This is a genomic window from Kitasatospora sp. CB01950, assembly GCF_001905465.1.
Taxonomy (GTDB): Bacteria; Actinomycetota; Actinomycetes; order Streptomycetales; family Streptomycetaceae; genus Kitasatospora.
The window spans coordinates 121,626-134,362 of record NZ_LISX01000004.1 but is presented as its reverse complement, the minus strand read 5'-3'; the positions used below and the strand labels follow the sequence as shown (position 1 = coordinate 134,362).

General features: G+C 74.7%; 12 protein-coding genes. 7 read left to right on the top strand and 5 right to left on the bottom strand.

The genetic code is table 11. The annotated features are described in order from the left end of the window. The first annotated feature begins 20 nt into the window (after window positions 1–20). Together AMK19_RS12585 and AMK19_RS12580 are read left to right on the top strand one after the other, a co-directional pair. On the top strand, window positions 21–2,057 hold the full coding sequence (locus AMK19_RS12585) for a thioredoxin domain-containing protein (RefSeq protein WP_073811106.1): 2,037 nt from the start codon (window positions 21–23) through the stop codon (window positions 2,055–2,057). Window positions 2,058–2,124: 67 nt separating this feature from the next. Beyond that, window positions 2,125–2,982, top strand: coding sequence for a GNAT family N-acetyltransferase (locus AMK19_RS12580; protein WP_073811104.1), 858 nt, complete (start codon window positions 2,125–2,127; stop codon window positions 2,980–2,982). 665 nt (window positions 2,983–3,647) lie between these two features. Here the strand turns inward: AMK19_RS12580 and AMK19_RS12575 are convergent. Continuing rightward, a complete protein-coding gene (locus AMK19_RS12575) occupies window positions 3,648–4,184 on the bottom strand; it encodes a MarR family winged helix-turn-helix transcriptional regulator (RefSeq protein WP_083646724.1) in 537 nt (178 codons plus the stop codon). A 94-nt stretch (window positions 4,185–4,278) separates the two neighbouring features. On the opposite strand from AMK19_RS12575, the gene AMK19_RS12570 reads away from it, so the two are divergent. Continuing rightward, window positions 4,279–4,980 carry a DUF4386 domain-containing protein gene (locus AMK19_RS12570; protein WP_073811102.1) on the top strand — a complete coding sequence of 234 codons (702 nt, stop codon included), beginning with the start codon at window positions 4,279–4,281 and terminating at the stop codon, window positions 4,978–4,980. 20 nt (window positions 4,981–5,000) lie between these two features. Further along, window positions 5,001–5,765, top strand: a complete 765-nt coding sequence (locus AMK19_RS12565) for an SDR family NAD(P)-dependent oxidoreductase (RefSeq protein WP_073811101.1) — start codon at window positions 5,001–5,003, stop codon at window positions 5,763–5,765. A gap of 41 nt (window positions 5,766–5,806) precedes the next feature. On the opposite strand, the gene AMK19_RS12560 is transcribed toward AMK19_RS12565, so the two are convergent. Further along, on the bottom strand, window positions 5,807–6,739 hold the full coding sequence (locus tag AMK19_RS12560; protein WP_073811099.1) for a hypothetical protein: 933 nt from the start codon (window positions 6,737–6,739) through the stop codon (window positions 5,807–5,809). 238 nt (window positions 6,740–6,977) lie between these two features. On the opposite strand from AMK19_RS12560, the gene AMK19_RS12555 reads away from it, so the two are divergent. Next, entirely contained in the window at window positions 6,978–7,655 is a 678-nt protein-coding gene (locus tag AMK19_RS12555; RefSeq protein ID WP_073811098.1) for a papain-like cysteine protease family protein, read from the top strand. A gap of 11 nt (window positions 7,656–7,666) precedes the next feature. Beyond that, window positions 7,667–8,479 carry a hypothetical protein gene (locus AMK19_RS12550; protein ID WP_073811097.1) on the top strand — a complete coding sequence of 271 codons (813 nt, stop codon included), beginning with the start codon at window positions 7,667–7,669 and terminating at the stop codon, window positions 8,477–8,479. On the opposite strand, the gene AMK19_RS12545 is transcribed toward AMK19_RS12550, so the two are convergent. Beyond that, window positions 8,476–9,435: a GlxA family transcriptional regulator gene (locus AMK19_RS12545; protein WP_241844381.1), complete on the bottom strand. Its 960-nt coding sequence runs from the start codon at window positions 9,433–9,435 to the stop codon at window positions 8,476–8,478. The genes AMK19_RS12550 and AMK19_RS12545 overlap by 4 nt on opposite strands. An 81-nt stretch (window positions 9,436–9,516) precedes the next feature. Between AMK19_RS12545 and AMK19_RS12540 the strand changes: the two genes are divergently transcribed. Then, window positions 9,517–10,464 carry an NADP-dependent oxidoreductase gene (locus AMK19_RS12540; RefSeq protein WP_073811094.1) on the top strand — a complete coding sequence of 316 codons (948 nt, stop codon included), beginning with the start codon at window positions 9,517–9,519 and terminating at the stop codon, window positions 10,462–10,464. A 7-nt stretch (window positions 10,465–10,471) separates the two neighbouring features. Here AMK19_RS12540 and AMK19_RS12535 read toward each other — a convergent pair whose 3' ends face one another. Then, window positions 10,472–11,119, bottom strand: coding sequence for a TetR family transcriptional regulator (locus AMK19_RS12535; protein ID WP_073811093.1), 648 nt, complete (start codon window positions 11,117–11,119; stop codon window positions 10,472–10,474). Continuing rightward, window positions 11,116–12,669, bottom strand: coding sequence for an MFS transporter (locus AMK19_RS12530; RefSeq protein ID WP_073811091.1), 1,554 nt, complete (start codon window positions 12,667–12,669; stop codon window positions 11,116–11,118). Before AMK19_RS12530 ends, AMK19_RS12535 begins: the two co-directional genes overlap by 4 nt. Window positions 12,670–12,737: the final 68 nt, after the last annotated feature.

Sequence of the window (12,737 nt, the reverse complement as noted above, 5' to 3'; positions counted from 1 at the left end):
GAGCCTGGAATACTGCCCTCATGGTGAATCGCCTGGCCCACGCGCAGTCGCCGTATCTCCAGCAGCACGCCACCAATCCGGTGGATTGGTGGGAGTGGGGAGAGGAGGCGATGGCGGAGGCAGCCAGGCGGGACGTACCCATACTGCTCTCGGTGGGGTATGCGGCCTGCCACTGGTGTCACGTCATGGCGCACGAGTCGTTCGAGGACGAGGAGACCGCCGGGTACCTGAACGAGCGGTTCGTCGCGGTGAAGGTCGACCGGGAGGAGCGGCCGGACGTCGACGCGGTGTACATGGAGGCGGTGCAGGCGGCCACCGGGCAGGGCGGGTGGCCGATGACGGTGTTCCTGACGCCCGAGAAGCAGCCGTTCTACTTCGGGACGTACTTCCCGCCGCAGCCCCGGCACGGGATGCCGTCGTTCCGGCAGGTGCTGGAGGGCGTGGACAAGGCGTGGACGGGGCGGCGGGCCGAGGTCGGGGAGGTCGCGGCGCGGATCAGCAAGGACCTCGCGGAGCGGGCCTCGGTGTACGCGGTCGGGAGTGGCATCGCCCAGCCGCCCGGCGACGCCGAACTGCACGGCGCGGTCGTGGAGTTGACCCGGTCGTTCGACGAACGGCGGGGCGGGTTCGGCGGGGCGCCGAAGTTCCCGCCGTCGATGGTGCTGGAGTTCCTGCTGCGCCACCACGCCCGGACGGGCTCGGAAGCCGCGCTGCAGATGGTGCGGCGCAGCTGCGAGGCGATGGCCCGCGGCGGGATCTACGACCAGCTGGGCGGCGGGTTCGCCCGGTACGCGGTGGACGCCACCTGGACCGTCCCGCACTTCGAGAAGATGCTTTACGACAACGCGCTGCTGCTGCGGGTGTACCTGCACCTGTGGCGCGCCACCGGCGACGAGCAGGCCCGCCGGGTCGCGCTGGAGACCGCCGACTTCCTGCTGCGCGACCTGCGCACCCCGGAGGGCGGGTTCGCCTCCGCGCTGGACGCCGACTCGCTGGACCCGGCGAGCGGGAAGACCACCGAGGGCGCGTACTACGCGTGGACGCCCGAGCAGCTGACCGAGGTGCTGGGCGAGGCGGACGCCGACCTCGCGGTGCGGCTCTTCGACGTCACCGGCACCTTCGAGCACGGCACCTCGGTCCTGCAACTCCCGCACGACCCCGAGAACATGGACGCCTACCGGCGGATCCGCGAGCAGCTCTTCGAGGCCCGCGCGCAGCGCCCCGCCCCGGCCCGGGACGACAAGGTGGTCGCCGCCTGGAACGGCCTGGCGATCGCCGCCCTCGCCGAGGCCGGCGCGCTGCTGGAACGCCCCGACCTGATCGAGGCCGCCGAGCGCGCCGCCGACCTGCTGATCGCCGTCCACCTCACGCCCGAGGGACGGCTGCTGCGCACCTCCCGGGACGGCATCGCGGGCGCGAACGCGGGCGTGCTGGAGGACTACGCGGACACCGCCGAAGGCTTCCTCGCGCTGTACGCGGTCAGCGGCGAGGCGGCCTGGCTGCAACTCGCCGGGGAACTCCTCGACCTGGTGCTGCTGCACTTCGCGGACCAGAAGTCCGGCGCACTGTACGACACCGCCGACGACGCCGAACAGCTGATCCGCCGCCCGCAGGACCCCACCGACAACGCCGTCCCGTCCGGCTGGACCGCCGCCGCCGGGGCGCTGCTCGGCTACGCCGCGTACACCGGCTCCGCGCGCCACCGCACCGCCGCCGAACGGGCGTTGGGCATCGTCTCGACGCTCGGGGCGCGCGCGCCGCGGTTCACCGGCTGGGGGCTGGCCGTCGCCGAGGCGCTGCTCGACGGGCCGCGCGAGGTCGCGGTGGTCGGCCCCGTCGGCGACGCCGGGCGCGCTGCGCTGCACCTGGCGGCGCTGCGCTCCACCGCCCCCGGCGCGGTGGTCGCGGTCGGCGAGGTCGGCGACACCGAGGTGCCGCTGCTCGCCGGCCGCCCGCTGCTGGACGGGAAGCCCGCCGCGTACGTCTGCCGGCACTTCGTCTGCGAGCGACCCGTCGCGGACGCCGCGGAACTGGCCGAACGCCTGCGCGGCAAGTGACCGGAACGGCAGTGCCGCCGACCGAAAAGCGCTGGTCGGCGGCACTGTCCGCAGGGCAGGATGAGTCATGGGCTGGACACTGACCACATCACCGGACGACTTCCGCGCCGCCGCCGGGGAGTTCCTCGCGGCCGACCCCGTCGCGAACACCGTGCTGCTCACCATCCTCGACCGCCTCACCCGGGACGGCCTGCACGCGTACGGCGCGCAGCCGCCGCGTTTCGGCTGGTGGCAGGGCCCGGACGGCGAGGTCGCCGGCACCTGCGTGCGCACCCCGCCGTGGGGGCAGCGCCTCGGGCCGATGCCGGTGGCCGCCGCCGAGGAGCTGGCCCGCACGCTCGCCGCCGGCGACGCCGCCGACCACCCCGACACGGTGGCCGGCGACCACGACACCGCCCTGGCCTTCGCCGCCGAATGGCACCGGGCCACCGGCGTCGACTGGCACTTGGAGCGGAGCGAACGACTGTACCGGCTGGGCGAGTTGACGCCTCCGACGGTGCCGCCCGCCGGCCGCTTCCGGCTCGCCGGGCCCGCCGACCGGGAGACCGTCGCCCGCTGGCTGGTGGACTTCTGCGTCGAGGCCGAGATCCTGCCGCCCGCCGACCCGGCGGCCGACGCCGAGCAGCGGATCGCCGCCGAGGTCCTGCTGCTGTGGGAGACCGAGGACGGGCGGGCGGTCTCGCTCGCCGGAGCCAGCCCCGCCGTCGCCGGGATGTCCCGGATCGGCCCCGTCTACACCCCGCCCGCCGACCGCGGCCACGGCTACGCGAGCGCCCTGACGGCCGCCGCCACCCGGCACGCGCAGTCCCGCGGCGCGGCCGAGGTCCTGCTCTACACGGACCTCGCGAACCCGGTCAGCAACGCGATCTACCCCCGCCTCGGCTACCGGCCCGTCACCGACGCGGCCGAGGTCGCGTTCAAGTAGCGCTCCACGAAGGACCCTTGGGGGAGAACCCTCCGGGGCCCTTTCGCATGCCCTGGCCGAGCTGCCGCTGCGCGGCGGTCCGGAGGCGTCGGTTGTGCGCGCTTCCCGGGGGCGGGGGCGCGGGCGGCCGTGGTCTGGTGTGGGTGGCCTGGCGGGGCGAAGTTGCCTGTCGGCGTTCAAGTGACGCTCGGTGGAGGGCCTTTGGGGAGCGTCCTCGGGTTCTTTCGCGCGCCTTGGGTGAGCTGCCGCTGCGCGGCGGTCCGGCGATGTCGGTTGTGCGCGCTTTCCGGGGGTGGGGGGCCGGGCGGCCGTGGTCCGGTGTGGGCGGCCTGGCAGGGCGAGGTTACCTGTCGGCGTTCAAGTGACGCTCCGTGGGGGGTCTTTGGGGAGCGTCCTCGGGTTCTTTCGCGCGCCCTGGGTGAGCTGCCGCTGCGCGGCGGTCCGGCGATGTCGGTTGTGCGCGCTTCCCGGGGGCGGGGGCGCGGGCGGCCGTGGTCTGGTGCGGGCGGCCTGGCAGGGCGAGGTTACCTGTCGGCGTTCAAGTAGCGCTCCACGAACGGGCTTTGGGGCCCCCGGCTCTGCCGCCTGCCCTGGGTCGGCTGCCACCCCGCCGGCCGCCCCTCGGGGGTGAGGGCCCAGGCCCCTGTCGCGTCCCTGAGGGGCAGTCAGCGGGGGCGCATGGTGCGGTAGCCGGGGTGGATGCCCGGGGTGAGGTGTTGCTGTGCGGTGATCCGGCCGAGCAGGGATGTCAGGTGTGCGTGCTCCTCGGGGGTGAGGGCCTGGGTGACGTCCTGTTCGTGGGCCATTGCCGCTTCGCGCAGGCGGCCGAGCAGGGCGAGACCGTCGTCGGTGAGGTGCAGTGCGTACAGGCGGCGGTCCTCCGCGTTGCGGCGGCGTTCGATCAGGCCGCGCTGCTCCAGGCCGTCGGCGAACGGGACGAAGCGGCTGGGGGGCATGCCGAGCGCGTCGGCGAGCTCGCGCTGGCTGCGGCCCGGGTTCTGCACCAGCAGTCGGAGCAGGCCGGCCTGCGCGGGGGTGAGGTCGAGTGCGGCGATCCGTTCGGCGAAGCGCTCGGCGGCGTGCGCGCCCAGTTGGGCCAGCAGGAATGCCGCACCGCCGCCGGGCGGCCCGCCCGGGCCGGGCGCTGCCTGCGGGGTGCCGTCGGGCCGGTCCTGGCGGTCCGCCTCTCGATTCATGCTCATGCCGACATCGTACCCGTTTGACAATCGTTCCACGATGTAATCATTATTCCGAGTGTATCGATGGATGCGCGTCGACGGATGTCATGGAGGAACCATGAGCACCACCGCCCAGCCCCGCCCCGCCCCGGCCGCCCGGCCGAAGGGCGGCCCGCAGACCGGCCCGCCGCTGCTCGCGCCGACCCTCTCGGTCACCGGGCTGACGATCGCCTACACCGTGGTCAACCGGGCCACCCCGCACCCGGACGCCACCGGCGCCGAGGTGGTGCGGTACGCGCAGGAGCACGGCGGCACGGCCCGTCTCGGCGCGCTGCTGCTGCTCGCCGCCGCGGTGCCGCTGGCGCTGTGCGCGGCGCTGCTCTACCGGCGGCTGCGGGCGCTCGGCATCACCGCGCCCGGTTCCGCGATCACGTTGGTCGGCGGCGTGCTGGCGGCGTCCGCGCTGTTCCTGAGCGCGGCCGGGGCGTGGGCGGGCGGGCGGTTGTCGGCCGACGCGCCGCCCGCGCTGGGCCGGGCGCTGGCCGACGTGTCCTTCCTGGCGGGCGGGCCCGCGTTCGCGGCGGGCTTCGGTCTGCTGGCGGCGGGCGTCTCGGTGTCGGCGATGCTCACCGACCTGCTGCCCCGCGCCGTGACCTGGTCCGGCCTGGTGGTGGCCGCCGCCGGGATGCTCGCGCTGTTCGCCCTGGTGGCGGACGGCTTCATGTACCTGCTGCCGGTGGTCCGGTTCGGCGGGCTGGTGTGGCTGCTGTTCGTGGCCGCTCTGCTGCCGAAGACCCGCCGTCGCAGCACCGAACACTGATCACAGGGGAGTTGAGTGAGATGACCGGAACGTATGCGGAACTGAAGGGCCGGACGGTGGTGGTCACCGGCGGTTCGCGCGGGATCGGGGCGCACACCGCGCGGGCGTTCGCCGCGCAGGGCGCGTCGGTGTGCGTGGTCGGCCGGGACGAGACGGCGCTGGCGGCGGTGGTCGCCGAGATCACCGCCGCGGGCGGCGAGGCGGTGGCTGCCGTCGCCGACGTGACGGACAGTGCGGCGCTGGACGGCGTGCGCCGGACGGTGGACGAGCGGTTCGGCCCGGTGGACGTACTGGCGGCGTTCGCCGGCGGCCAGGGCTTCCCGGTGCCGACGGCCGAACTGTCCGAGCAGCGCTGGCGCGAGGTGCTGGAATCCGACCTGACCTCGGTGTTCCTCACCGTGCAGGCCTTCCTGCCGGGCATGCTGGAGCGCGGCACGGGCAGCATCCTCACCATGTCCTCGGCGGCCGGCCGCCAGCCCAGCGGCGCCAACCTGGCGTACGGGGTGGCCGACGCGGGCGTGGTGATGCTGACCAGGCACCTGTCGGCCGAGCTCGGGCCGCACGGCATCCGCGTCAACTGCCTTGCCCCGTCGGCGATCCTGACCGAACGGGTGCAGCAGCGGATGCCCGCCGAGGTGCAGGCCAGGGTCGCGGCCACCCACCCGCTGAACCGGCTCGGAACCCCGGCCGACGTGGCGGACGCCGCGCTGTTCCTGGCCTCCGACGGCGCGGGCTGGCTGACCGGACTGACGGTCGACGTGGCCGGCGGGCGGATCACCAACTAGGGCGGATCACCAACTGGGGCGGGCAGGCCCTGGGGCCGGGCTCACTCCCAGTCCCAGCGCAGCCCGAGCAGGCAGGGCGGCAGGCCCTCGGCCACCAGGTGCGCGCAGTGGTGCCCGTCGAGGGTCAACTCCTCGGTCTCCAGGGGGGATTGGCCGGGGGTGCGGACGGTGAACCGGTCGCAGCGGACGGGCAGCGCGGCCGGGTCGAAGGTCACCTGGAGCACGTACTGCCCGGCCCCCGCGTTGAAGCCGCGCACGTACTCGCGGCTGGGCTGCGGCGACGGCGACTCGTCGAAGCCGTAGCCCAGCAGGTGGGTGTCGCCGGTGCGCAGCCGCCGGTCCAGCAGGAGTTCCACGACCAGCAGGTGCGCGGCGGGGTCGCGGCGGATCCGGCCGACCCGGCAGTTCTCCTCGGCCCGGACCCGGACCCGGTCGATGTCGCAGCCCGGGTCGCCCTGGTGGATGGCGAGGTAGCGGTCGATGCCGTCGCGGTGGGCGCGCAGCACGTGCTGGGAGTCGCGGCGCCGCAGCCGCCGGTCCGCGCCGACCCGGATCCGTTCGATGTGGGTGACGGTGTGCAGCCCGGTGTCGGGCGGCCCGGAGAGGACGGCGAGCAGGCCGTCCACCGCCTCGGCGGGGGTGATCAGGTCGCGGTACGGGCGGACGGGCGGCCAGGCGGGGTCGGGGGCGGTGCGGCGGGGGCCGAGCAGTCGGGTGAGCGAGTGCTCGGGCAGCTCCAGCACCTCTTCGAGCGCGGCGACGGCGCGCAGCGACTCGGCCCGTTCGGGGCGGCGCAGGCCCTGCTGCCAGTAGCTGAGGCTGGTGACGCCGACGTGCACGCCGCGCTGCGCGAGGTGTCGGCGCAGCCGGTGCAGGGCGAGGCCGCGGGCGGCGATGGCGGCCCGCAGGGCGAGGTGGAACGGTCCGGTGCGCAGGGCCAGGGCCAGTTCGGGCGGTGCGGTCGGCTGCGGCAAGGCCGGCTCCTCAACTGAGCGTGAATATTCACACCTTGTGGACGGCGGGTCGCCGCCCCGGTCGATATTCGCGCTGCCCAGCGGGGGCGCGTTCACACCCGGCGGAGGCCGTTCACACCTCGACTCCCCGGCCGGGCAAGGCCGTTGACCGCCCGGCGGCAACGGCCGGATGCTCGTCGGCAGCGCGTCCGGACGCCGCCCCCACACCCCCCACTCCTCTGCCAGGAGGACATCGCCCATGCCACTCACCCCGATGCGGCTGCGTCGGACGGTCGCCGTACTCGCCCTGGGCGTTCTCGCCCCGGCGCTGAGCGCGGCCGCCGCCGCCCCGGCCGTGGCCGCCCCCGCGGTGGCCGCTCAGGCCCCCGCCGCGATACAGCCCGCCGCGATACAGCCCGCCACCGCCGCGAAGCCGCAGGCCCCGCTGGCCGCGGGCACCGCGCGCACCCTCAACCTGACCATGCAGGCCCAGCAGCAGAGCAACTGGTGCTGGGCGGCCTCCGGCAACACCATCGCCTCCTACTACGGCTACACCTGGAGCCAGAACCAGTTCTGCAACGCCGCCTTCGGCCGCTCCACCAACGCAAGCTGCCCGAACAGCCAGGCCAGCCTGGCCGAAGTGCAGAACGCGCTGGACACGATCGGCATCAACCCGGGCTCGTACGTCAGCGGCTACCTGCGCTACTCCACCGTGCAGGGCGAGATCGACGCCGGCCGGCCGGTGGAGACCCGGATCCAGTGGAGCTCCGGCGGCGGCCACATGAACGTGCTGTACGGCTATGACAGCGGCAACAACTGGCTGTACTGGGGCGACCCGTGGCCGTCCAACTACCGCTACAACTGGGGCGACTACAACTACTACGTGAACAACGGGTCGTTCTCCTGGACCCACTCCCTGTACCGGATCGGCGCGTGAGGAGCCCCGTCATGAGCAGCCACCGCGTCCGACTCGCCCGCGCCGCCGCCGCACTCGCCGCGGCCACCGCCCTCGGCCTCGCCGCCGCCCCGCTCGCGCAGGCCGCCGATCAGCAGCTCGGCTCCGGCGACCTCGCCGCCGCCCGGGCCGCCGCCCAGAACCCGTCCGTGCTCGACCAGTTGGGGCACTTCTTCGCCCGCAAGGGGGTGCCGCCGACCCAGCCGCTGGGGCTCAGCCCGAGCGACGAGGCCCGGGCGGCGAGCGTCGCCGCGCCCCGGCTCAGCGGCGACACGGTGCCGGTCCGCACCCTCGACGCCGGGTTCGTGGCCGGCCGGCCCGGCGCACCGGTCGCCACCGTCGAGTTCACCGCCACCAAGGCCGTCGCCGCCGACGGGCAGAGCGCCTCGGTCTGGACGGCGCAGCAGAACGGCAGCTGGCGGGTGGTCAACATCGCCTCCGGCAGCGACGAGACCGACTACGCGGCCCGGGCCGCCGCCGACGGCGGAACCGCCTTCCGCGAACCGCAGTTGGGCGCCTGGTACGAGCTCAAGGACGGCCGGGTCCTGCCGCTCGACGACACCGCCCGCCGGTCGGTCGGCGCGCACGGCACCACCGTCGCCGCCTACCAGCAGCTGGTCCACCAGCGGTACGGCGACAAGCTGCCCGGCTCCGCGTACGACCGGGCCGGAAAGGCGGGCGGCTTCCAGGCCGACGCGCCCACCGCCTCCGCGAACACCGCACCGCTGCTCGCCGCAGGCACCGCACTGGGCGCAACTGCCCTGGCGGGCACGGTGATCGGGGTGCGCCGCCGCCGCAGGGGCTAATTCCCGGCGAAGGTCCGCCGGTAGGCGAGCGGAGAGACGCCGATCGCCGCGTGCAGGTGCTGACGCAGCGACACCGCGTTGGCGAAGCCGACCCGGCCGGCGATCCGGTCGACGGTCAGGTCGGTGGATTCGAGCAGGTCGCGGGCCAGGGCGACGCGCTGCTGGGTGAGCCAGCGGCCGGGGCTCTGGCCCGTCTCGTCGTGGAAGCGGCGGGCGAAGGTACGGGTGCTCATCGCGGCGTGCCCGGCCAGCTCGGCCAGGGTCAGCGGCAGGTGCAGCCGCTCCAGCGCCCAGGCGCGGGTGGCGGCGGTGCCGGCGGCCCCCGCCGCCGGGACGGGCTGCTCGATGTACTGGGCCTGCCCGCCGTCGCGCCACGGCGGGACGACGGCCAGCCGGGCGGCGTGGTTGGCGACGGCCGCGCCGTGGTCGCGGCGCAGCACGTGCAGGCACAGGTCGACGCCGGAGGCCGCGCCCGCCGAGGTGAGGATGTCGCCGTCGTCGACGAACAGCACGTCCGGGTCGAGCCGTACCCGGGGGAAGAGCCGGCGGAAGCGGTCGGCGAGCGCCCAGTGGGTGGTGGCGGGCCGGCCGTCCAGCAGGCCGGCGGCGGCGAGCACGTACGCGCCGGTGCAGATCGAGATCAGCCGGGTGCCGGGCCGGATCAGCGCCAGCGCCTCGGCGACGGCGGGGTCGAGGTCGGCGGTGGCGAGGGCGGGCGAGAACGGCGGGATGACCACGCTGTCGGCCGCGCGGAGGATCTCCGGGCCGTGCTCGACGCCGATGGTGAAGTCCGCGTCCGAACGCACCGGCCGCCCGTCCACGGTGCAGGTGGCCAGCTCGTAGCGGTCGCCCGCGGCGGCGAACACCCGCCGGGGGATGCCGAGTTCGAACGGGTAGACGCCCTCCAGGGCGAGCACGGCGATCCGGTGCGGCGGTGTCTTCGCGGCGTTCGGCACGGCAGCCTCCTGGCAGAATCCCATCGGACAGTGGCCATCATGCCACTGCCGCGCCCGCCCCGGTCGGGACAGGCTGAGGGCATGACGACGAACACGATGCGTGCGATCAGCCAGGACGTCCTGGGCGGCCCCGAAGTCCTGAATGTGGTGGAACTCCCGCGTCCCGAGCCCGGAACGAGCGAGATCCTGGTCAAGGTCCGGGCGGCCGGCCTGAACCCGACGGACTGGAAGCACCGGGCGAACGGCCTCTTCCTCGGCAAGCCCCCGTTCGTGCTCGGCTGGGACGTCGCGGGCACCGTCGAGGCCGTCGGCTTCGGCGTCACCCTGTTCAAGCCCGGTGACGAGGTCTTCGGCATGCTGCCCTACCCGCACGGCGTCGGCGCCCACGCCGAGTACGTCACCGGCCCGACCCGGGCGTTCGTGGCCCGGCCCGAGGGGGTGGACGTCGTCCAGGCCGGCGCGCTGCCGCTGGCCGCGCTGACCGCCTGGCAGGCGCTGGTCGACACCGCCCGGGTGAAGGCCGGCGACCGGGTGCTGGTGCACGCCGCGGCCGGCGGCGTCGGCCACCTCGCCGTGCAGATCGCCAAGGCCCGCGGCGCCCACGTGATCGGCACCGCGAGCGCTGCCAAGCACGACTTCCTGCGCGGCATCGGCGTGGACGAGCCGGTCGACTACCGTGCCGCCGACTTCGCCGAGACCGTCCGGGACGTCGACGTCGTGCTGGACACCATCGGCGGCGAGTACCAGCTGCGCTCCCTGCGCACCCTGCGCCCGGGCGGCCTGCTGGTGTCGATCCTGCCCGTGCCGTACGAGGGGCTGGCCGCCGAGGCCGACCGGCTCGGCGTGCGTACCGCGATGATGCTGGTGGAGGCCGACCACGCCGGGATGGCCGCCGTCGCCGACCTGGCCGGACGCGGCCTGCTGCGGGCCGAGATCGCCGACGTCTTCCCGCTGGAGGAGGCCGCGAAGGCACACGCCCTGGGCGACACCGGCCGCACCACCGGCAAGCTGGTGCTGCTGGTGGACTGACCCGGCGTCAGAGGTTCTGCAGGTGGGCGAGGGCCCGGTCGAGCAGGTCCGCCAGGTTGTCCCGGGCGCCGTTGTCGGCCCAGTACAGCGAGGTCTCGGTGAGCGCGGCGGAGACCGCGGCGGCGGTGATCCGCAGTTCGAGGGTGGGGGCGTCCAGGCCGGCCCGTTCGGTGAGCAGGTCGAGCAGCATCCCGGTCGGCTGGCCGGAGCCGTTGAGCATCCGGGCCCGCAGGCTCGGGACCGAGGCGGTCAGTTGCATCCGCTGGTACAGCTCGGCGTGCTCCCGCTCGTCGATCCGGCGGACCAGCCCGACCAGCACCGCCCGCGCGGAGGTGAGGAAGGGCTCGTCCGCCGGTCGGGACCGGATCGCGGCGGCCATCAGCGGGTCGTACTCGTCGCTGAGGACCAGGTCCTCCTTGGTCGGGAAGTACCGGAAGAAGGTGGACGGGGAGACCTCCGCCGCCGCCGCGATCCGGTCGACGGTGGTGGCCTCCCAGCCCTGCTCCGCGAACAGCCGGAACGCCTCCCGGCGCAGGGACTGGCGGGTCTTCAGCTTCTTGCGCTCGCGCAGCGACAGCGGTGCTTCGACCAGCTCCTCCAACGAACCGGAGGAGTCGTCGGACGGGCGGGGCCGGGCGCTGCGCGGGGTGGTCATGCGGTCGATTCTCCGGGATCACCCGCCGCCGCGGCCACCGGCCGCACCTCGGGGGCGTCTGCGGCCACCGGGTCGCCGGCGCCCGGCATCCGGGCCGCGACCAGCACGGCGGACACCGCCGCGAGCAGCCCGGCCGTCAGCAGCACCAGGCCCATGCCGTGCACGTACGCGCCGTGCGCGGCCGCGGCCAGCCCCGGATCGGCCAGCCGCTCGGCGACCGCGTCGGCGGCGACCACCGAACCGCGGACCCGCTGCGCGGCGTCCGCCGGGAGCGCCGGGAGGTGCAGTCCGGAGCGGTAGCCGGCCGCCAGCAGGCTGCCGAACACGGCGACGCCGATCGCGCCGCCGACCTGGCGGAGCGTCTGCACCAGCCCGGCGCCGACCCCGGCCTTGGCCGGCGGCAGCAGGAGCAGCGCGGACGCCGTCGCGGTGATCAGGACCAGGCCGAGTCCGGCGCCGAACAGCACCAGCCACAGCGCCGTCCACCCGTAGCCGTCGCCGACCGAGGTGCGGCTGCCGAGCAGCATCGCGAGGGCGATCAGCGCCAGCCCGGCGGTGATCACGCCGCGCGGGGCGAAGCGGCGCACCAGGCGCTCGCCGAGCCGGGCGGCGACCAGCAGGCCGCCCATCATCGGCATCAGCCGCAGGCCGCTGCCGAGCGCGTCGGCGCCCAGCACGCTCCGGAAGTACGCCGGCAGCACGAAGAACCCGCCGAACAGGGCGATCGAGACCAGCGTGACGGCGATCGCGCACCAGCGGAACATCGGCTCGGCGAGCAGCCGCAGGTCGAGCATCGGGTGCTCCCGGCGGCGGCTGCGCAGTACCAGCGCCGTCAGTGCGGCCGCGGCGCCGATCAGCGCGCCGAGCACCAGGGCGTCGCCCCAGCCGCGTTCGGGGCCCTCGATGATGCCCCAGGTGAGCGCGGCCAGACCGCCGGCGGCCAGGCCCGCGGACGGCAGGTCGATCCGGGGCGCGGCCGGGTCGGCGGACTCCGGCAGCAGCAGCAGGCAGGCGACCACCCCGAGCAGCACCAGCGGCACGTTGATCAGGAAGATCGAGCCCCACCAGAAGCCGCGCAGCAGCAAGCCGCCGATGATCGGCCCGAGCGGCACGCCGAGCGCGGTCATGGTGCTCAACAGGGCGGTGGCGCGGCGCTGTTCGGCGGGCGGGAAGATCGCGGGGATCACCGCCATCGACATCGGCATCACGAACGCGGCGGCCAGGCCCATCGCGGCGCGGGCCGCGATCAGCGTGGCGGGGCTGCCGGCCAGGGTGCCGAGCACCGAGGCCGCACCGAACAGGGCGAGGCCGAGCACCAGCGTGCGGCGGCGGCCGAACCTGTCGCCCAGCAGGCCGGCCGGGAGCATGGCGGCGGCGAACACCACCGTGTAGGCGTCGACGATCCACTGCTGCTGCCCGGTGTCGGCGTTCAACTGCCGGGCCAGGTCGGGCAGGGCGACGTTCAGCACCGTGGTGTCGAAGCCGATGACGAGAACGCTGAGTGCGACCGCGACCAACGCGATCCAGCGCCGTGGGTGTGGAGCGGACATGACGGAACCCCCATCCGATGGCATCTCTCGAATGAGAGTAACTGTCAAAAGACGGCAGGTGTCAACCG